Annotated in this window: 15 protein-coding genes and 2 pseudogenes; 10 read left to right on the forward strand and 7 right to left on the reverse strand. The window is 70.1% G+C overall.

Features of this window, described 5'->3' with window-relative positions; translation table 11 throughout:
- Positions 1–102 precede the first annotated feature (102 nt).
- Positions 103–1,659 (forward strand): Rieske 2Fe-2S domain-containing protein, encoded by a 1,557-nt coding sequence (locus JIG36_RS18930; RefSeq protein ID WP_203377650.1) that lies wholly within the window; start codon positions 103–105, stop codon positions 1,657–1,659.
- A 373-nt stretch (positions 1,660–2,032) separates the two neighbouring features.
- Here JIG36_RS18930 and JIG36_RS18935 read toward each other — a convergent pair whose 3' ends face one another.
- Both JIG36_RS18935 and JIG36_RS18940 read right to left on the reverse strand, forming a co-directional pair.
- Positions 2,033–3,640 carry a phytoene desaturase family protein gene (locus JIG36_RS18935; protein WP_203377651.1) on the reverse strand — a complete coding sequence of 536 codons (1,608 nt, stop codon included), beginning with the start codon at positions 3,638–3,640 and terminating at the stop codon, positions 2,033–2,035.
- 37 nt (positions 3,641–3,677) lie between these two features.
- Entirely contained in the window at positions 3,678–4,529 is an 852-nt protein-coding gene (locus JIG36_RS18940; RefSeq protein WP_203377652.1) for a YhjD/YihY/BrkB family envelope integrity protein, read from the reverse strand.
- Positions 4,530–4,638: 109 nt separating this feature from the next.
- On the opposite strand from JIG36_RS18940, the gene JIG36_RS18945 reads away from it, so the two are divergent.
- Genes JIG36_RS18945 through ispG form a run of 4 tightly spaced genes read left to right on the forward strand, consistent with a single transcriptional unit; the run spans position 4,639 to position 8,943 of the window.
- A complete protein-coding gene (locus JIG36_RS18945) occupies positions 4,639–5,259 on the forward strand; it encodes a Uma2 family endonuclease (protein ID WP_203377653.1) in 621 nt (206 codons plus the stop codon).
- Between the two features lie 29 nt (positions 5,260–5,288).
- Positions 5,289–6,497: a 1-deoxy-D-xylulose-5-phosphate reductoisomerase gene (gene dxr, locus JIG36_RS18950; RefSeq protein ID WP_203377862.1), complete on the forward strand. Its 1,209-nt coding sequence runs from the start codon at positions 5,289–5,291 to the stop codon at positions 6,495–6,497.
- A complete protein-coding gene (locus JIG36_RS18955; RefSeq protein WP_203377654.1) occupies positions 6,497–7,759 on the forward strand; it encodes a M50 family metallopeptidase in 1,263 nt (420 codons plus the stop codon). Before dxr ends, JIG36_RS18955 begins: the two co-directional genes overlap by 1 nt.
- Positions 7,760–7,770: 11 nt before the next feature.
- Positions 7,771–8,943, forward strand: a complete 1,173-nt coding sequence (gene ispG / locus JIG36_RS18960; protein ID WP_203377655.1) for a flavodoxin-dependent (E)-4-hydroxy-3-methylbut-2-enyl-diphosphate synthase — start codon at positions 7,771–7,773, stop codon at positions 8,941–8,943.
- A 327-nt stretch (positions 8,944–9,270) separates the two neighbouring features.
- Here the strand turns inward: ispG and JIG36_RS18965 are convergent, their stop codons facing one another.
- Entirely contained in the window at positions 9,271–10,110 is an 840-nt protein-coding gene (locus JIG36_RS18965; RefSeq protein WP_203377656.1) for a GNAT family N-acetyltransferase, read from the reverse strand.
- A 125-nt stretch (positions 10,111–10,235) separates the two neighbouring features.
- Between JIG36_RS18965 and JIG36_RS18970 the strand changes: the two genes are divergently transcribed.
- Positions 10,236–10,823 (forward strand): PadR family transcriptional regulator, encoded by a 588-nt coding sequence (locus tag JIG36_RS18970; protein WP_203377657.1) that lies wholly within the window; start codon positions 10,236–10,238, stop codon positions 10,821–10,823.
- A 505-nt stretch (positions 10,824–11,328) separates the two neighbouring features.
- Here the strand turns inward: JIG36_RS18970 and JIG36_RS18975 are convergent.
- Entirely contained in the window at positions 11,329–11,964 is a 636-nt protein-coding gene (locus tag JIG36_RS18975) for a CG0192-related protein (protein ID WP_203377658.1), read from the reverse strand.
- A gap of 188 nt (positions 11,965–12,152) precedes the next feature.
- A complete protein-coding gene (locus tag JIG36_RS18980; protein WP_203377863.1) occupies positions 12,153–13,106 on the reverse strand; it encodes an LLM class F420-dependent oxidoreductase in 954 nt (317 codons plus the stop codon).
- Between the two features lie 132 nt (positions 13,107–13,238).
- Between JIG36_RS18980 and JIG36_RS18985 the strand changes: the two genes are divergently transcribed.
- From JIG36_RS18985 to JIG36_RS18995, 4 genes and pseudogenes are all read left to right on the forward strand, one after another.
- The gene (locus JIG36_RS18985) at positions 13,239–14,141 is read left to right on the forward strand and encodes an ABC transporter ATP-binding protein (protein ID WP_203377659.1); all 903 of its coding nucleotides are present in this window, start codon (positions 13,239–13,241) and stop codon (positions 14,139–14,141) included.
- A gap of 29 nt (positions 14,142–14,170) precedes the next feature.
- A pseudogene (locus tag JIG36_RS54780) lies at positions 14,171–15,406 on the forward strand (YhgE/Pip family protein); the annotation flags it as partial.
- Between the two features lie 228 nt (positions 15,407–15,634).
- Positions 15,635–16,282: pseudogene (locus tag JIG36_RS54785) on the forward strand (YhgE/Pip family protein); the annotation flags it as partial.
- A 12-nt stretch (positions 16,283–16,294) separates the two neighbouring features.
- Positions 16,295–16,906 carry a TetR/AcrR family transcriptional regulator gene (locus JIG36_RS18995; protein WP_203377660.1) on the forward strand — a complete coding sequence of 204 codons (612 nt, stop codon included), beginning with the start codon at positions 16,295–16,297 and terminating at the stop codon, positions 16,904–16,906.
- Positions 16,907–17,020: 114 nt separating this feature from the next.
- Here JIG36_RS18995 and JIG36_RS19000 read toward each other — a convergent pair whose 3' ends face one another.
- Both JIG36_RS19000 and JIG36_RS19005 read right to left on the reverse strand, forming a co-directional pair.
- Positions 17,021–18,085 carry an ABC transporter permease gene (locus JIG36_RS19000; protein ID WP_203377661.1) on the reverse strand — a complete coding sequence of 355 codons (1,065 nt, stop codon included), beginning with the start codon at positions 18,083–18,085 and terminating at the stop codon, positions 17,021–17,023.
- Positions 18,082–18,975: an ABC transporter ATP-binding protein gene (locus JIG36_RS19005; protein ID WP_203377662.1), complete on the reverse strand. Its 894-nt coding sequence runs from the start codon at positions 18,973–18,975 to the stop codon at positions 18,082–18,084. The genes JIG36_RS19000 and JIG36_RS19005 overlap by 4 nt, the downstream gene beginning before the upstream one ends.
- Between the last annotated feature and the right edge of the window lie 26 nt (positions 18,976–19,001).

The following is a 19,001-nucleotide window of genomic DNA, read 5'->3' on the forward strand; positions in this document are numbered from 1 at the left end:
TCATCTGAGGATCAGTCTCGCACGACGCCTCCGCGCGCGGCCCACCAACCCGGACCCGGTACCTTCGATGCGGTCAGCTTCTCGGATCGAGGGAGTAGAGCGGTGCGGATCACGGGCACAGGACACGCGAGCATGCGGATCGACACCGCCGCCGGCAGCATTCTGTGCGACCCATGGGTCAATCCGGCGTATTTCGCCTCATGGTTCCCGTTCCCTGACAACTCGCTGCTCGACTGGGAGACCCTGGGCGACGTCGACTACCTCTACGTGTCGCACCTGCACCGCGACCACTTCGACGCCGAGCACCTCAAGCGGTTCATCAGCAAGAAGGCCACGGTGCTGCTGCCGGAATACCCGACCAGCCAGCTCGAGGACGAACTGCGCGACCTGGGCTTCACGAGCTTCCTCAAGACCAAGTCGGACGAGGTGCACGAGCTCGACGGCGGCCTCAAGGTGATGATCCAGGCGCTGATCAGCCCCACCGACGGCCCGATCGGCGACTCGTCGCTCTGGGTGGAATACGACGGCATCCGGGTGCTCAACCAGAACGACGCCCGGCCGACCGACCTGACCCGCTTCAACGAGCTGGGCCACGTGCACGCCCACATGCTGCAGTTCAGCGGCGCTATCTGGTACCCGATGGTCTACGAGCTGCCCGAGGCGGCCAAGACCGCGTTCGGAAAGCAGAAGCGTGACCGCCAGTTCGACCGTACGTGGCGTTACATCGACGACCTGAAGGCCGACCACGTCTTCCCGATCGCCGGCCCGCCGTGCTTCCTCGACGACACGCTCTGGAAGTTCAACGACATCTTCGGCGACGAGGGCAACATCTTCCCCGACCAGTCGGTCTTCATGGCCGAGTACGCCAAGGTCGGCGGCACCAACGGCGTGGTTCTGCTCCCCGGGTCGGTGTCCGAACTGTCCGCCTCATCCATCGAGACGTCGCATCCGACCGACGTCGACGAGTTCTTCGCCAACAAGCAGGCCCATCTCGAAGAGATGCGCGAGCGCAAGGCCCCGGTCATCGCCGCCGAGAAGGCGAGCTGGCGTCACCCCGAGATCGACGTGCTGGGCGCCCTCAAGAAGCGCATCGAGCCCCTGCTCGAAGAGTCGATCTACATGGCGCAGGGCGTCGGCGGCCCGGTCCGCTTCGACCTGACCGACTCGTTCGGCCCCGACGGAGAGGTCGTCGAGTCGATCGTCGTCGACTTCCCCGGCAAGCAGGTCCGGCCCTACGCCGACGAGAAGGTGCGCTACCGCTTCAAGACCGGCCGGGCCCTGATCGAGCACCTGATCCACATCGACGAGGGCGACTGGGTCAACTCGCTGTTCCTGAGCTGCCGCTTCTCCGCCGCGCGCATCGGGCAGTACAACGAATACGTCTACGCGTTCTTCAAGTGCCTGAGCGAGGAGCGCCTGCAGTACGCCGAGGGCTGGTACGACGAGCACGAGAAGGCCGTCGAGGCCGAGGACACGGTGCTCGGCGACTGGACGGTCCAGCGGCGTTGCCCGCACCTCAAGGCCGACCTGTCCCGTTTCGGCATGGTCGACGGCAACGTGCTCACCTGCCAGCTGCACGGCTGGAAGTTCGACCTGCCCAGCGGACGGTGTCTGACCAGCGTGGGCCACAAGATCAGGGCCGAGAAGACCGAAAACTAAGGTCAAGATCTTCAGGTCCCGGCGGGGCGCGGGATACAGACCGTCGCTCCCGCGGGGACCCGGGCGGTTTTCGCTGGCCGCTGACGCGTCCAGAACGCGAAAGCCACCCGGGCGACGTGCGTGAGCGGTCGCGCCCAAGAACGCAACCCCGTTCGCCGCCCTGTGGACAACGGGGCGGCCTGTGGACAACTCAAATCAAGATCGCCCGAAATCCGATAGGTTCCCCACCCTGGGTGGGGCCGCCAAGAGTAGGCGGTGCTCGCCGGCGCCGACGCGGCCCGGAGCTGCGGCATGGTCTTGGACGCGGCAGCGGCGCAGCCGAGGGCTGCGCCACCGCTGTCGTCTCGCGCCCACCAGGCGTACGAAAGTCAGCTCAGGCCAGGTCGCGGAGGATGCGCTGGGCTGCGTTGTGGCCGGCGGCGCCGATGACGCTCCCGGCCGGGTGGGCGCCGGCCGAACCCGCGTAGAGGCCGTCGAGGCCCGTGAAATACGGCATCCGCTCGTTGAAGGCGACCGTGTTGTCGACGTGGTGGATGTGGCCGCCGGTGATGCCGAAGTGCTGCTCGATGCCCTGCGGGGTGAGCGGCATGGTGTCGGCCACCAGGTCACGGGTGCCGGGGGCGTAACGCTCGCAGATGTCGAGCAACCTTTCGACGTACGCGGGAAGTTCGGCCTCCCAGGTCGAACCGGCCGGCGTGTAGGGCACCGACTGCACGAACAGCGCCGACGAGTGGTGGCCGTCGGCGTCCTGCAGGGACGGGTCGACCGTGGTGTGCAGGTACCACTCGATGGTCGGCTCGTCGGGCAGCCGGCCCGCCTGCACGTCGGCCCACATGGCGCGGAGCGCGGCCATCGGGGAGTCGGCGCCGGGCTGACCGGCCAGGCCGGCCGAACCGGGCAGCAGGTGGATCGTGGAGCCGAACGGGGACGCCGAGCCGGGCGGCAGACACGTGAACTGCGGCAGGCCACGCAGGGCGAGGTTGAGCTTCAGCGTGGTGCCGGGGCGCTTCACCGCGGCCATGCGCTCGGTCAGCGACGACGGCAGCGAGCCGGACGGCACGAGGTCCATCAGGCGGTACGGGTCGCAGGAACCGAGCACGACCCGCGCGCTGATCGAGCGGCCGTCGGCCAGGACAACCCCGCTGGCGGCGCCGCCGTCGACCGTGACCGACTGGACCGGCGCCTCGGTGAGGATGCGCGCGCCGGCGGCCCGGGCGGCGTCGGCGAACGTGCGGGTGACCGTGCCCATGCCGCCCTTGGCGATCATCCACGTGCCGTCCGAGCCGGGCAGGCGGCACATGTTGTGCACGAGGAAGTTGTGGCCGGTGCCGGGGTCGTCGGGGCCCGCGTTGAGGCCGGAGAGCCCGTCGGTCACCGCGTACATGCTGACCAGCAGTTCGCTCTTGAAGCCGAACCGGGCGAGGTAGTCGGCGACCGATCCGCGGACGAGGTCGATGAACGTGCTCTGCAACTGCGGGCGGATGTAGCGGTCGGCGATCTCCTCGACGCTGCCGGGCTCGGAGAGCCAGGACGGGGCGAGGTCGCTGCGCAGCGCGCCGATCTCGACGCCCAGCTGCTCGTCGGCGGCGGCGTCACGCGGCGAGAAGAAGCGCTCGAGCTGCTCGCGGGTCGACGCGTGGTCGCGGCCGAACAGCAGATAGGGCGAGCCGGCCGGGCCCGGCGTCGGCAGGAAGTAGTGCGGATCGCGGCGCAGCACCGGGATGTCGACGTCGAGCGTGCGCAGCAGCTCGGGCGGCATCAGGCCCAGAAGATAGGAGCCGGTGGAGTGGCCGAGACCGGGCACCCGGGGGAACGGGTGTTCGGTGCGGGCGGCGCCACCGATCACGTCGGTGGCCTCGAGGACGACGACGTCGAGGCCGGCCCGGGCGAGCAGGATCGCGGAGACCAGGCCGTTGTGACCAGCGCCGATGATCACAACGTCGGACCGGGTGGGGAGTCCGGTGTCGGGGTGAGCGGTCATGACGACTGAGCGTAGCGCGTGGCGATTCGAACGATTATCAACTGTTCGTACGTGAAGATGATTCAACTCGGGCCTGGTAGGCGCTCGCGCTGCGGGTCGCGGCATAGCCGGCCAGCACGATGACGTGGAACAGATAGAGCCACAGACCGACCGCGACCGTGCCGCCGATCGCGTCGAACCCGCCGAACGGCGCGCCGAGGTCGATCGGGAGCGAGCAGAACAGCACGAAGCCGTGCAGGAAACCGGACAGGTTGGCCGCGGTGAACGAGCCGACCAGAACCGTCGAGAGCCAGCGCGGGCGGCCCGGCGCGACATAGCGGTAGACCCAGATCACCACGGGGGTCAGCACGAGCCAGGCGGCCAGGAAGGACAACACCACGCCCAGTACGGCGTACCACCCGCCCCGTAGCCAGAGCCCACTGGTCGAGGGCAGGGCGAGGAACATCGCCAGCAGCAGCGCAGGGGCCGCGGCCATCAGGGGCAGCCAGAGCAGACGGCCCCGCCAGCCGACGAGCGGTTCGCTGCCCGGCTCGCGGTTGCGCAGCGACACGAAGGCGCGGCGCAGACCCTCGCCGTACAGGGTGGCCGGGAGCAGGCTGGCCAGCGCGAACAGCGGCGTCAGGTGCAGCCCGGCCTCGATCAGGGCGCTCAAAGCCTGCGGCGCCCCGATCTGATCGGGCAGCGCCGCGATGGTGTGGCCGGTGAGACGGCGTACGCGGTCGGCGCCCGCGATCCACCCGGTGATCCAGATGGCGAGCAGGGCGATCGGGACCACCGCGATGCCGGCATAGAAGGTGACGGCCGCGGCGTGCAGGGCGAGATCGCGGCCCTGCAGCGACCGGAACGGCCTGGCCAGCGTCTGTCCGGCCCGTCGCACCCACCCCGTCATGACGATCTTCATACCCAGTTGTCCACAGGCCGACCCGTTGTCCACAGCCCGGACGGAAAGGCACGCGGCGGTATTCTGAGTCCGGCACGATCCCTCGCGGAGGTGTTCCATGGCAGCGCCCGCACACGATCCTTCCTTCGGATCGCTCGAACCCTCGTTCGACCTGCTTGGCAAGCTCGATCAGCCATGGACCGCTCAAATGGCCATCGACCTGCTGCCGGAAAACAACGGCCCGAAGGTCGAAGTTTTCCGCGGGAGCGTAATCGTGACACCACACGCAGGCTATGACCATCAGGCCGCCGAGCGTCAGCTGTCCTTCCTGCTGCACAAGGCCGCCCGGGCCGCGCGCATGTGGGCATACCCGGAGGTCAATGTCGTCTCCGGCGACGATCTCTTCATTCCTGATTTCGCCGTGCTGCGACGGTCCGGTCGCGGACACGTGACGATGCCGATCTCCGAGGTCGTGTTGATCGGCGAGATCGTCTCGACCGGCAGCCGGCGCAAGGACGTCATCGACCGGCCACGGGAGTATGCGGCGGGCGGTGTGCCTTTCTACCTGCGCGTCGAGTTCCGCAACCAGGTCCCCTCGCTTGTTCTGCACCGACTGATCGACGGTGACTACCGGCCGATCGTGGCCGCGGCGGCGGGAACGACGTTCACCATGAGCGATCCGTTCGCCTTCGCGATCGATCCGGCCGACCTGATGGACTCCGAGGACGACGAGGACTGAGCGCGGGCCGCGTGCGGGCATCCGGGAAGATGGGCGGCATGCGCGACCTCGTACTGCTCGGCTCGACCGGGTCCATCGGCACCCAGGCCATCGACATCGTGCGCCGCAACCCCGACCGCTTCCGCGTGGTCGCGCTCGGCGCAGGCGGCGGCAACGTCGAACTGCTCGCCTCGCAGGCGCTGGAGCTCGCCGTCGAGGTGGTGGGTGTGGCCCGCGCCTCGGTCGTGCAGGACCTCCAGCTCGCCTTCTACGCCGAGGCGCAGCGCCGCGGCTGGGCGACCGGCGACTTCAAGCTTCCCAAGATCGTGGCCGGTCCAGACGCCATGACCGAGCTCGCCCGCTGGCCGTGCGACGTGGTGCTCAACGGCGTGGTCGGCAGCCTCGGGCTCGCCCCCACCCTGGCCGCCCTCGAATCCGGCCGCATCCTCGCCCTGGCCAACAAGGAATCCCTGGTCGCCGGTGGCCCGCTCGTGCGCCGGGTCGCCAAGGAGGGCCAGATCGTCCCGGTCGACTCCGAACACTCCGCCCTGGCCCAGGGGCTGCGCGGCGGCACCGCGGCCGAGGTGCGCCGGCTGATCCTGACCGCCAGCGGGGGAGCGTTCCGTGACCGGCGTCGCGACGAGCTGACGAACGTCACACCCGACGAGGCACTCAAGCACCCGACGTGGGACATGGGCCCGGTCGTCACGATCAACTCGGCCACGCTGGTGAACAAGGGGCTCGAAGTGATCGAGGCGCACGAGTTGTTCGGCGTGCCCTACGACGACATCGAGGTGATGGTGCATCCCCAGTCGGTGCTGCACTCACTGGTCGAGTTCACCGACGGCTCCACGCTCGCACAGGCCAGCCCGCCCGACATGCGCCTGCCGATCGCGCTCGCGCTGGCCTGGCCGGAGAGGGTGCCGGGCGCGGCGGCCGGCGTCGACTGGCGTGAGGCGCACAACTGGGAGCTGCGCCCGCTCGACGACGAGGCGTTCCCGGCCGTGCGCCTGGCCAAGCAGGCCGGTCGGGAGGGCCACTGCCGTCCGGCCGTCTTCAACGCCGCGAACGAGGAGTGTGTGGCCGCGTTTGTCTCCGGTCGGCTACCTTTTCTGGGCATCGTCGACACGTTGGAACGGGTCCTCGCCGCGGCCCCTGATTTTGCCGAGCCGAGTACCGTCGAAGAGGTGCTCGCCGCCGAGTCATGGGCGCGCACCCAGGCACAGCAGATGATCGCTACTGCGGCAGAAGGAGCTTGATGCTGTACTGGCTGGGGGTGGTCGCGTTCGCGCTGGCCATCCTGATCTCGGTGAGCCTGCATGAGCTCGGCCACATGCTCACCGCCAAGGGCTTCGGCATGAAGGTGTCGCGCTATTTCGTCGGCTTCGGGCCCACCATCTTCTCCTTCCAGAAGGGCGAGACGGAGTACGGCCTCAAGGCCATCCCGCTCGGTGGCTTCTGCAAGATCGTCGGCATGACGCCGCAGGACGACGACGTCGCCCCCGAGGACCAGCCCCGCGCGATGTGGCGCTACCCGGTGTGGAAGCGGACGATCGTCATGTCGGCCGGCTCGATCACGCACTTCATGCTGGCCGCCGTGGCCGCATACTTCGCCGCCATCTCGCTCGGCCTGCCCAACACGGCCTACCCGCAGACCGACGCCGACACCCTGGCCGAGAAGCCGGTCATCACGATCACCGAGTGCACGTGGATCAACCTGCCCACCACGCAGCAGGAGTGCGTGCCCGGGCAGAACGGCGCGATCGCCGGCCCGGCCTACGCGGCCGGCCTGCGCGACGGCGACCTGATCACCCGCGTCGGCGACACCCCGATCACCACGTACGGGCAGCTCACTGAGGCGATCCGGGCGCTTCCGGCCGGTGCGGTGCCGGTCGAGTACCAGCGCAACGGCGCCACCGCGACCGCGAATGTCGACCTGGTCGCCGCCCAGCGGGCGCCGATCACCGACTCCGAGGGCGCGACCACCACGGTCTCGGTGGCCGGCGTGGGCTGGGACCAGCGCAGCGTGCCGACCATGATCGAATACGGCCCGGTCGAGGCGGTCGGCGCGACCGCCGACTACGGCTGGTTCCTGGTCGAGCGCACGTTCGAGGCCATGAAGCGGATCCCCGACAAGATCCCGGCCCTGTGGAACTCGATCACCGGCAGCGAGCGCGACCCCGAGACCCCGATCAGCGTGGTCGGTGCGAGCCGGCTGGGCGGCGAGGCCATCGAGAACGGCGTGCCCGAGCTGTTCCTCAACATCTTCATCTCGCTCAACGTCTTCATCGGCATCTTCAACCTGCTACCGCTGCTGCCGTTGGACGGTGGTCACATCGCGATCTCCTGGTACGAACGTGTGCGGTCGTGGCTCTACGCTCGTTTCCGTAAGCCCGACCCGGGCCGTGTCGACTACTACAAGCTGATGCCTGTCACCTATGCAGTCATCCTCATTGGCGGTGCGTTCACCCTGTTGACCGTTACCGCCGACATCATCAACCCGATCACGATCTTCAAATAGGTGATGCGAAAGTGACCGCTGTCAGTCTCGGTATGCCGGCCGTGCCCCCGCCGCCGCTGGCGCCTCGCCGGCACAGCCGGCAGATCATGGTGGGCAACGTGCCGGTCGGTGGTGGCGCGCCGGTCAGCGTGCAGTCGATGACGACCACGCTGACCTCCGACGTCAACAAGACTCTGCAGCAGATCGCCGAGCTCACCGCCTCGGGCTGCCAGATCGTGCGGGTCGCGGTGCCCTCGCAGGACGACGTCGAGGCGCTGCCCGCGATCGCCAAGAAGTCGCAGATCCCGGTGATCGCCGACATCCACTTCCAGCCGAAATACGTGTTCGCGGCGATCGACGCCGGCTGCGCGGCCGTCCGGGTCAACCCGGGCAACATCCGCCAGTTCGACGACAAGGTCAAGGAGATCGCGAAGGCGGCCTCCGACGCCGGCGTGCCGATCCGCATCGGTGTGAACGCGGGCTCGCTCGACAAGCGGCTGCTGCAGAAGTACGGCAAGGCCACCGCCGAGGCGCTGGTCGAGTCGGCGCTGTGGGAGTGCTCGCTGTTCGAGGAGCACGGCTTCCGCGACATCAAGATCTCGGTCAAGCACAACGACCCGGTCGTCATGATCCGCGCCTACCGGCAGCTCGCCGAGCAGTGCGACTACCCGCTCCACCTCGGCGTGACCGAGGCCGGCCCGGCGTTCCAGGGCACGATCAAGAGCTCGGTCGCGTTCGGCGCGCTGCTGGCCGAGGGCATCGGCGATACGATCCGGGTGTCGCTGTCGGCCCCGCCGGTCGAAGAGATCAAGGTCGGCCAGCAGATCCTGGAGTCGCTGGGTCTGCGCGAGCGTGGCCTCGAGATCGTGTCGTGCCCGTCCTGCGGTCGCGCCCAGGTCGACGTCTACACGCTGGCCGAGCAGGTCACGGCCGGTCTCGAGGGGCTGCCGGTGCCGCTGCGGGTGGCCGTCATGGGCTGCGTCGTGAACGGTCCGGGCGAGGCGCGCGAGGCCGACCTCGGCGTGGCTTCCGGCAACGGCAAGGGCCAGATCTTCGTCAAGGGTCAGGTCATCAAGACCGTGCCCGAGTCGATCATCGTCGAGACCCTGATCGAGGAGGCGCTGCGCCTCGCCGACGAGATGGGCGCCGACCTGCCCGAGGAGTTGCGCGACCTGCTCCCCGGCCCGCAGGTGACGGTCCACTAGCCGTTCGAGCCGAGCGCGGCGCTCCGAGCCCGGGCGTCGCGCGCTGAGCTGGGCGCCGCGTTTCGAGCAGGGGCGTCGGGCGCTGTGTTTAAGCTTGGCGCCGCGCTTGAGCTGTGCTTGTGCTGGGTGGTGCCGCGCGCTGCGTATCGAGTCGGGCGCTGCGCTTTGAGCTGGGCGCTCGGGTTTCGGGTGGAAGCGAGGCGCGGAGCGCCGGTCGGACCGCACGGCCGGCGCCGGCGTGCGGCGGGCCGTGCTCGCGCAGCGTGTGCGAACGGGCGGGAGCTCGCTGGTGCGGTTGTGGCGCGGCCACGATGCGTACGGAATAGGTTAAAAAAGGACCGTCGCGAAGGAGCCGGCCGACGCGAAACCGCACCGCGCGTAAACGCGCCGCGCTGCCGTGTTGTAGTCGTTCACGTAGAGGCTCACCGTGGGTGATACGCGCCTCAAGGCGTCGCGTGTCACTGCCGCCATTGCCGGCGCCGCCAAGCCCCGGCCGCGGAACTCCGGGTCGACCCAGACGCCCTGTACCTGCGTCGTGCGGTTCGTCACGATGGCCAGCTCGGCCTTGAAGATCACCCGGTCGCCGACGAACCGTGCGTACGCCCGCTTGCCCTTGACGAGCTCCACGATCCGACGCCGGTAGCCGCGTCCGCCGTCGTCGAGCAGCGGCGAGACCCCGACCTCTTCGGTGTACATCGCCACGGCCGCCGGGAACAGCGCGTCGACCTCGTTGGGCCGCACGAGCCGCACCTCGGGGTCGGCCGCGATCACCGGATCACGGTCGGCCACCAGCAGCGGCTGATTGGGCCGTACGTCGCGGGCCCGTCCCCAGTGACCGCCCAGCCTGTCCCACAGGTCGAGCACGGCCTCGGACCGCCCGATGATCGACGAACAGATGCGCGGCTCGGCCCCCAGCATCTCGGCGAACGCGGCGGTGGCGGCCGGCGTCGAGCAGACCGGCACCAGATGGGCCCCCGACCAGATCAGGGACTCGACGCGGCGGCCGGGCCCGTACCCGAAAATCCGCCCGTCGGAACGCCACCAGTTCAGCCCATGCGCCGCCACCCGCTCGGCGATCTGAGCGCCGGCGTAGGGGTCGCGGTCGAGCGTCTTCTCGACCTGCGCGCGCTCGGACTCACCGAGCTGGCGAATCGGCACCGTCAGCACAGCTATCACATTGCCAGATCTCCGGCCGTGCACACCCATCGCAACCCGCTCCCCGCAAAGAAACCCTTGCGGCCGATCTGTTGGCGATATATCGTCTAACTATCGACAACAGATCGGAGATAGTCATGAGGTACCAACACCCCGGCCCGCACGGCTTCCGCCACCGTGGTTTCACCTTCCCGCCCGGGTTCCCGTTCGGCGGTCCCGGCGACTTCGGTCCCGGCGGCCCGTGGGGCCCCGGCGGCCGCGGAGGAGGCCCGCGACGCGGCGGGCGCGGCGGACGTCCCAACGTCCGCACCGCCGTCCTGGCGCTGCTCCTCGAGCGGCCCATGCACGGCTACGAGATGATCCAGGAGCTCGACTCCCGCACCAACGGCATCTGGCGGCCGAGCCCCGGCTCGATCTACCCGACGCTGCAGATGCTCGAGGACGAGGGCCTGATCGAGCCCGAGGCTTCCGAGGGTCGCAAGAGCTACCGTCTGACCGAGGCCGGCCGCGCCGAGGCCGAGACGGCCGCGCAGACCCCGCCGTGGGGCACGATCGGCGACGACACCATGTCCCAGGTCCAGGATTTCCGCGACGCCGCGGTGGGCATCATGGGCGCCCTCAAGCAGGTCGGTTTCAACGGCACGCCGGAGCAGCGCCAGCGGGCCCTCGAGATCCTGAACGAGACGAAGCGCAAGCTGTACGCGATCCTGGCCGACGCCGAGTAACCGATGCCGGGAGACGGCCGCCAAGCGATCGTCATCGTCGTCACCATCGTTATCTCATCGGAAAGCGCACCCCGTGGTGGGTGCGCTTTTCCGTGTTTCTCGCGCTTCTTTTTCCGTACGCGGAAGCCCGCGCATCAACCGCAATCCACGACTCCTACGCCGCTGCGGCCGACCTAGCTGCACCCAACGGCCGTACCCGGCCTTCGGCACGGTGGCCCCACGCAGAAACGCGCAGATGTTGAGCGTGGCGTGCAGGGTTCCCGCGGGCGCGCTGGGGTGTGCACGGATGCGCGCGACGCGCGATGGATGTGCATAGCGGGCGGAAGTTGAGCGCGGCGCGCAGGGGATGCGCGAGGCGCGCGGAAGTTGAGGGCTGTATGCCGGGGGATGCGCGGGTGCGTTTGGGAGGGCCGACGCCCAGGGGCCAATCCTGGCGGCGTGCGCGGGGACTGGTCGGGGATGTGGGACTGGCGCCCTGGGTGTCAGCGGGGGAAGGGCGGAAACGTCAGCGGGGGAGGGCGAACGCCAGCGGGACCGAGGCGGGCTCGGACGGCCACGTGCCGAAGAGGACGGCGCCGGGGTGGGAGACAGCGCGGTCCAGGATGCGGGGGATTGTCAGGATCAGCTTGTCGGTCTCGATCACCGTGGGGTTGCCCGGGTCGACGTGCGTGATCGCGGTTACCGCGCGGGCCTCGGCGAACTCGTTGATCAGGCTGGTGGTGACCGTCATGCTCGGCTGGCGGGGCTCCAGGTGGCCGTCGACCTCGACGTATTCCTGGGCCTGGCCGCTGCCGGTGAGCAGCGCCTGTGCCAAGGCCTCGGCATAGACGACGTCGCCGGTGCCGTCGTAGACCCAGCGCCGGCCCAGCACGGAGTGCTCCATCGTGCCGACCAGCCACTCGTCCGCACCCTCGATCGGCGCCGCCCGGTACGTGAGCGGAATCTGGTATGTCGGACCCTTCCCGGCGGTGACCAGCATCGTCTCGATGCCGACCTCGCCTTCCGGGTCGTCGAACCGGTAGGACGCCACACGCTCGACCGCGGCGCCGGCCGTGCCCTGATACCACGAGCGGCTCGGGAGCCACGCCGCCAGCAGTTCAACCTTGGTGGGACTCAAAGTCGCCTTGTGGATCAATGCCATGCGCCGCATCGTAGTTTCCCCGCGCGCGCAACGGTTACCGGCAACCGGGCTGACTGTCCCGTCCGGCGGACCTGCCTGCGCGAATGTGACGCCCGTCAATCCGACGCGCCGGATATTTCGCCCATGCCGGGCCGGATGCCAGCGGCTCAGGCCGGCCGATATCAGTGGTCCATGGCGGAGCGGACGCGTCAGCGGCCCAGGGCGGTCAGCACGCCGATGATCTCCGTTACGTTTCCGGACTCGAGGGCCGGCGTCGGGAGCAGGGCCATCGCGGGCACGGTGATGCCCGCGTCCACGTAGGCCTCCACCTTGGCCCGGCACTCGGCGGGCGAACCGTGCACGATCAGGTCGTCGACCACCTCGTCGGGGATGGCGGCCAGCGCGCCCTTGCGGTCGCCGGCCGACCAGGCCTGCCACATCGGGGCCAGCACCTCGCCGCGGCCCAGCCAGCGGTGGAAGGCGGCGTACGCGGGAACCGTCAGGTAGGCGGCGATCATGCGACGGCCCACCCGGCGGGCGTGGTCGGCGTCGTCGGTGGGGCAGACGAAGATCCGGGCGGCGACCTCGAAGTCGCGCTTCACCTCGGACAGGGCGGTCCCGACGTCGGCCGGGGAAAGCCAGTTCAGGATCACGCCGTCGGCCTCGGCGGCGGCCAGGCGGAGCATTCCCGGGCGCAGCGCGGCCAGCAGGATCTGCGGCGGGGCGGCGGGGGGACGCTCGAGCCGGAAACGCCGTACGGAAAAGGTCTCGAACTGGCCGTCGACGAGCTCACCGGCGAGCGCCGCCCGCAGGAAGCGCAGCATGTCGCGACTGCGCTGGAACGGCTCGGTGAACTCGGCCGCGTTCCAGTCCCCGACCACCACGGGGGACGACGCGCCGATGCCCAGCTGGAACCGGCCCGGCGCCGCCTCGGCCAGGGCGGCCGCGGTCATCGCGAGCAGACCCGGACCGCGCGTGAAGACGGGGGCGATGGCCGTGCCGAGCCGGAACTGCGGCGCCCACGCGGCGGCGAGCGTCAACGGGGTGAACGCGTCGGAGCCGGCCACCTCCGAGGTCCACAGATCGGTGAACCCGGCCTCGCTCAGCACCTGGTAGACGGCGGCGTGCTCGGAGAGCGGAATCCCGCCCAGGGGAACGGTCATGCCCCATCGCATCGACATGTCCATGATCCTGCCCTGGCGCGGCAGTGAGGTCCACCACCGGGCGGTGGCATCGACGGGCGTCGCGGGTATGTTTTTGAACTGACCAGTCAGTCTAAGTTTGAGGAGCCCGTCATGCCGGTGCTCATCGCGCGCGGGGCGGGCGTCCGCCGGCGCCGTCGCCGCGGCCAAGACCCGTGGCTCTTCCGCGACCTCGACGTGACGGTCGAGCCCGGCGATCTCGTCGCGGTGGTGGGCCCGCCCGGCAGCGGCCGGACGACGGTGTTGCTCGCCCTGGCCCGGCGTTTCCGGCTGGCGTCGGGCCGGGTCACGCTCGAGGGCCGCGCGTCCCTCGGCTACGTGCCCGAGGTCTCGACGCCCGAACCAGTCTTCACCGTCACCGAGCACATCCGCGAGCGCCTGGCGTTGCTGGGCCGCCCATGCTCCGAGGCGGCCACGGTTCCGTTGCGCGGTCTCGAGGGGGACAAGCAGGGTCAAGAGCTTTCCCCGTACGAGAAACAGCTCCTCGGACTGGTCCTGGCCGAGCTCGCCGACCCGGCCGTGATCGCGCTCGACGGTTTCGACGACGGCCTGAACGCCCGCGAGCAGGAGTCGCTGCTCCGGCTCATCACCGAGGTCGCCGCCCGGGGCGTGGCCGTCATCGTGACCGCCCGCGAGGCCTCCCCGGCCGACTTCACCACGGTGATCCACCTGGGCGCCGACGCCGCCCAGCCGGTCGGTGCCAGCCCCGCGAGCGGCTCGCGCGACAGCGGCGACGCGGGCGACACGGACGCCGACATGGGCGCCGACGTGGGCGACGCGGGCGGTGCTGGCGGCTCGCGCGACGGCGGCGACGTGGATGGTGCGCCGGGCTCGCGCGATGGCGGCGGCACCGGCGGATCGCGCGGCGCGGGTGCCGACGTGGGCGACCCGGGCGACCCGGGCGGTGCGGAAGACGACCGCGACGCGGGCGGTGTGGGTGACGAGCGCGCCGCCGAGCTGGATGACGACGAGACGGGAAAGGGGGCGGAGCGGTGAAGGGACTTTCCACGGTTTCGCTGGCCGGGATGGAGCTGCGGCGGTTCCTCCGGGGGAGGCTGACCCGGGCCGCCCTGGTCACTCTGGCCGTCATTCCGCTGCTCTACGGGGCGCTTTATCTGTACGCGTTCTGGGATCCCTACGGGCGGCTCAACCACATCCCCGCGGCTCTGGTCGTCGAGGATCGAGCGGCCACCGCGAGCGACGGCACCACCGTGCACGCGGGCAAAGACCTCGCCGACGAGCTCATCGACCGCGAGATCTTCGACTGGCACGTCACCGACGAGGCCGGCGCCGAGAAGGGGCTGGCCGACGGCAGCTACCAGCTCATGCTCCGCATCCCGGCGGACTTCTCGGCCGACCTGGTCACCGGGCCCGACGCCGCCAAGCAGCCGCAGCTCGCGCGACTCACCGCGGTCAGCGACGACGCCACCAACTATCTGTCGGGGGTCTTCGCGCGCACCGCTTTCGACGAGGTCCGCAGTGCGGCCGCGGCCTCGGCGTCGGCCGGGTATTTCGACAAGATGCTGATCGGGTTCACCGATCTCAAGGAGCAGACCGCGCAGGCCGCCGACGGGGCCGGGAAGCTGCGGGACGGCGCCGGCAGTGCCGAGAACGGCGCGGACAAGCTGGCCGGCGGGCTGGACGACGCCGAAAGTGGCGCGGGACGGCTGCGGAGCGGTCTCGGCACGGCCACGACCGGGGCCGGAGACCTCGCGGACGGGCTGGCCCAGCTCAACGCGGGCGCCCAGCAACTCGCCACCGGCACCCGGCAGGCGGCCACCGGCGGGCGGCAGCTCGCGAACGCGGTCGACGACGCCGCCGACAAGGCGGGTCCGCTGCTGCGGGACAACGCCGAGCGCATCGCCGACGCGGCCGACCTCGTCGCCCGTGGGGCGGACACGCTGGCGGCCAACATCGGGGCCATCGACAGCGCCGCCGACCGGGCCGTGCGGAACGCCGAACAGCTTCAGGACTATCTGAACGGCCTGCCCGACGACACCGAAGGCATCACCGAGGCCCGGGCGCTCGCGGGGCGTCTGGTCAGCGCGGCCCGCCAGGTGCGAACCGAGATCGACGACGCCGACCTGGCGAGCCTGCGCACCGAGCTGCGTCAGGTCGCGGCGACGGCCCGGAAGATCTCGGCCGCGGCGCCGCACCTGGCCGACGACGTGCGGGCCGCCCGTACGAAGGTCGACCAGCTCGCCGCGGGTCTCGACCGGCTGGCCACGGGCGCGGGGCAGCTCAGCACCGGCACCGCTCAGGCCGAGCAGGGCGCGCAGGACCTTCAGGGCGGCCTCTACCGGCTCTCCTCCGGCGCCCGCGAACTCTCCGGCGGTCTGTCCACGCTGGCCAGTGGCGGTCACAAACTGGCCGGCGGGCTGGGTGACCTGCAGGGCGGCGCCGAACAACTCGCCACGGGGCTGGCCGACGGCGCCGACAAGATCCCGGGCTACGGGGACGATCCGGGTGACCGGGCCGACGTGCTGGGCGATCCCGTTTCGCTCGACCGCAGCGTCCGGCACCCCGCGGGCACGTACGGGGTCGGCTTCGCCCCGTACTTCCTGGCCCTCGCCCTGTGGGTCGGCGCGATGATCACGTTCATGGTGCTGCGCCCGCTCAACCGGCGCTACCTGGTCAGTGAGGCCCCCACGTACCGGATCTTGCTGGCTGGTCTGCTGCCCGCGGTGGCCGTCGGTCTCGTGCAGGCGACTCTGCTGTTCGTGGTCGTGCACTTCGGCCTCGGGCTCGACCCGGTGCACCCGGCAGCCACGTGGGGACTGCTCGCTCTCACCGCGGCCGTGTTCGCGGCCATCATGCAGCTGCTCGGCGCGGCGTTCGGCGCCCCCGGTCGCATCCTCGCCCTGGCGCTGCTCATGCTGCAGCTCACGTCCTCCGGCGGCACCTATCCGGTGCAGACCACGCCGGGGTTCTTCCAGGTGGTCCACCCGCTGCTTCCCATGACGTACGTCGTCCAGGCCGCGCGCCACACCATCGACGGCGGCCCGTGGGGCACCGTGCTGCAGGGGGTCGCGCTCCTGGTGGCGTACGGGCTGGGCGCCTTGACCTTGACCTTGCTGGCCGCTCGGCGGAGCAGGCGCCTGACGCTGAGCGACCTGCACCCCGAACTCGTGCTCTGAAACACTGTCATCGTGACGACGGACGGGCGGACGCGGCGGCGGGAGGACACCCGGCAGCGGCTCTTCGAGGCGGCGGTGGAACTCATCGCCGAACAGGGCTTCTCGGCCACGACGGTGGACGACATCGCGCTGCGGGCCCAGGTCGCCAAGGGCACGGTCTATTACAACTTCAAGTCGAAGACCGACCTGTTCGAGGAGCTGCTGCGGCACGGGATCGGGCTGCTGACTGAGGAATTCCGCACGGCGGTGAAGGGCCTGCCCCCACGTGAGGCGGTGGCCGCCCTGATTCGGAGCCAGCTCGAATACATCCGTCGCTACCGGGCGTTCGCGCAGTTGCTGCTGTCGGAGATGTGGCGCACCAACCGGGAATGGCAGCAGACCCTCGTGCTGCTGCGCGAGCAGGCCATCGGCGTGATCGCGGAGACCGTGCAGGCCGGCGTCGACTCCGGTGACCTGCCGGCCGACCTCGACGTTCGGGTGGCGTCGTCCGCGCTGTTCGGCGTGGGCCTGGTCGTGGCCGTCGACTGGCTGGTGTTCATGCCGGAGCGACCCCTCCAAGACGTGGAGGAGTCGCTCCTGGCGATCGTGCGGCAGGTAGGCGGGGCTCCCAATCCCCATTCATGAAGACGTGGAGGAGTCGCTCCTGGCGATCGTGCGGCAGGTAGGCGGGGCTCCCAATCCCCATTCATGAAGACGTGGAGGAGTCGCTCCTGGCGATCGTGCGCAGGGTCGGCGGAACTACGACATAGCCTTCGAGCGCCACGCCGTCGCCCACGAGGTGCGGCCGTTGGTGCGCAGCAGCGACCCCTCGTAGACCCGGGTGCCGATGGCCAGCAACCCGGCCGCGGTGACGGCCATGACGACGAGCGCGACGATCGGCTCCCAGACGGCGGCGTCGCCGTTGAAGATGCGGACCGGCATCGCGACCGGCGCCGAGATCGGCACGTACGACAGGATGCGCATCACCAGGTCGTTCTCGCCGAAGAAGATCACCGCGAAGAACGGCAGCATGACGGCCATCTGCACCGGCTGCGACGAGCTGCTCAGCTCCTCGGGCCGCGACGCCATCGCGCCCACGCCGGCCCACAGCGCCGCCAGCATCACGAAGCCGACCACGAAGAACGCCACGAACCAGCCGATCGTCGGCTCCAGCAGCCGCAGCACGCCACTGTCGAGCCCGGCCAGCCTCGATCCGACCAGCGTGACGATCGCGATCAGGCCGACCTGGACGAACGCCAGCAACGAGAGCGCGGCCACCTTGCCCGCCAGCAACGCCCGGGTCGGGACGCTGGCCACCAGGATCTCGACGATGCGGGTCTGCTTCTCCTCGGTGACGCTCTGCGCGATCTGCAGGCCGAACAGGAACGACGTGAAGAAGAAGACGAACGCCAGCGCGAACGGGACGATGTAGGCCAGGAACGGGTCGACCGCGTCCGGGTCCAGCAGCCGGGTGGGAGGTGCCGTGCTCAGCGCCCGCACCACGTCGGTCGGGGTGTCCGACATGCCGAGCACCTCGGGCCCGGAGACGACCGCGGCGTCCACGTCGCCGTCGCGCAGCAGCTTCTCGGCGGCCGCGTCGTCGGCCACCACCCGCACCTCGAGGTCGGCCTGCTGCAGGGCCGTGGCCGTGGTCTGGTCGGCGACCGCGACCGAGGTCGGCCCGCCCGAGAACACGGCCGGCAGCACCGTCACCGCGATCGAGAACAGCAGGAAGAACGCGGTGCTGAACAGGAACGTCTTGTCCCGCAGCTTGACCTTGATCTCGCGGGCGGCGACGACCTTGGCGGCGGCGTAGGTGCTCATCGGACGACCTCTCGGAAGATCTCGGTCAGGGTCGGGACGACCGGGCCGAAGGAGCGCACCGGGCCACGTTCGAGCGCGGCCAGCAGCACCTTCTGGTCGTCGAAGCCGGCGTCCAGCGTGAAGACGGCCCGGGCGCCGTCGAGGTCGATCAGCTCCACCCCCGGCTGGTCGCGCAGCCAGCCGGCGTCGGTGTCGACCAGCATCTGATAGCGCGGTTCGGCGTGCTGGGCGCGCAGCGTGGCGCGGTCACCGGCGGCCCGGATCCCGCCGTCCGCGATGATCACGAGGTCGTCGCACAGCCGCTCGACCAGTTCAAGCTGGTGGCTCGAGAAGAGCACCGGCGCCCCGGAGGCGGCCCGGTCGCGCAGCACCTCGACCATCGTCTCGACGGCGATCGGGTCGAGCCCCGAGAACGGCTCGTCGAGCACCAGCACCTCGGGGTCGTGCACCAGAGCGGCGGCCACCTGCGCGCGCTGCTGGTTGCCGAGCGACAGCTTCTCCAGTTTCTCGCCCGCGCGCTCGCCGAGCCCGAGACGTTCCAGGAGCTTTCCCGTACGCTCCTCGGCCGCGCTGCTGCTCAGGCCGTGCAACCGGCCGAGATAGACGATCTGGTCGTGCACGGTCATCTTCGGGTAGAGGCCGCGCTCCTCGGGCATGTATCCGAACCGCTGCCGGATCTCCCGGGTCAGCGGCTTCCCACCCAGGGTCACCTCGCCGCTGTCGGCGGCCAGGACGCCCAGGATGATCCGCATGGTGGTGGTCTTGCCGGCGCCGTTCGCGCCGACGAAACCGGTCAGCTTGCCGCCGCCGACGGCGAACGAGACGTTCTTGAGAACTGCCCGGTCACCGAAGCTGCGGCTGACGGAATCGACGTTCAGCACGGTGGTCATGCCTTTAGACGCTAGGCAATCGGGCC

This window comes from Paractinoplanes ovalisporus (assembly GCF_016834655.1).
GTDB classification, from domain to species: domain Bacteria; phylum Actinomycetota; class Actinomycetes; order Mycobacteriales; family Micromonosporaceae; genus Actinoplanes; species Actinoplanes ovalisporus.

Excerpts from the sequence above, each read along its gene's own strand:
- JIG36_RS18945 (WP_203377653.1), top strand. The coding sequence starts at position 4,639 with ATGGCAGCGCCCGCACACGATCCTTCCTTCGGATCGCTCGAACCCTCG.
- JIG36_RS18980 (WP_203377863.1), bottom strand. The coding sequence starts at position 13,106 with ATGACCGTTCCCCTGGGCGGGATTCCGCTCTCCGAGCACGCCGCCGTC.
- JIG36_RS19000 (WP_203377661.1), bottom strand. The coding sequence starts at position 18,085 with ATGAGCACCTACGCCGCCGCCAAGGTCGTCGCCGCCCGCGAGATCAAG.
- JIG36_RS18975 (WP_203377658.1), bottom strand. The coding sequence starts at position 11,964 with ATGGCATTGATCCACAAGGCGACTTTGAGTCCCACCAAGGTTGAACTG.
- JIG36_RS18940 (WP_203377652.1), bottom strand. The coding sequence starts at position 4,529 with ATGACGGGGTGGGTGCGACGGGCCGGACAGACGCTGGCCAGGCCGTTC.
- JIG36_RS18970 (WP_203377657.1), top strand. The coding sequence starts at position 10,236 with ATGAGGTACCAACACCCCGGCCCGCACGGCTTCCGCCACCGTGGTTTC.
- JIG36_RS18985 (WP_203377659.1), top strand. The coding sequence starts at position 13,239 with ATGCCGGTGCTCATCGCGCGCGGGGCGGGCGTCCGCCGGCGCCGTCGC.
- dxr (WP_203377862.1), top strand. The coding sequence starts at position 5,289 with ATGGGCGGCATGCGCGACCTCGTACTGCTCGGCTCGACCGGGTCCATC.
- JIG36_RS18935 (WP_203377651.1), bottom strand. The coding sequence starts at position 3,640 with ATGACCGCTCACCCCGACACCGGACTCCCCACCCGGTCCGACGTTGTG.
- JIG36_RS19005 (WP_203377662.1), bottom strand. The coding sequence starts at position 18,975 with ATGACCACCGTGCTGAACGTCGATTCCGTCAGCCGCAGCTTCGGTGAC.
- JIG36_RS18955 (WP_203377654.1), top strand. The coding sequence starts at position 6,497 with ATGCTGTACTGGCTGGGGGTGGTCGCGTTCGCGCTGGCCATCCTGATC.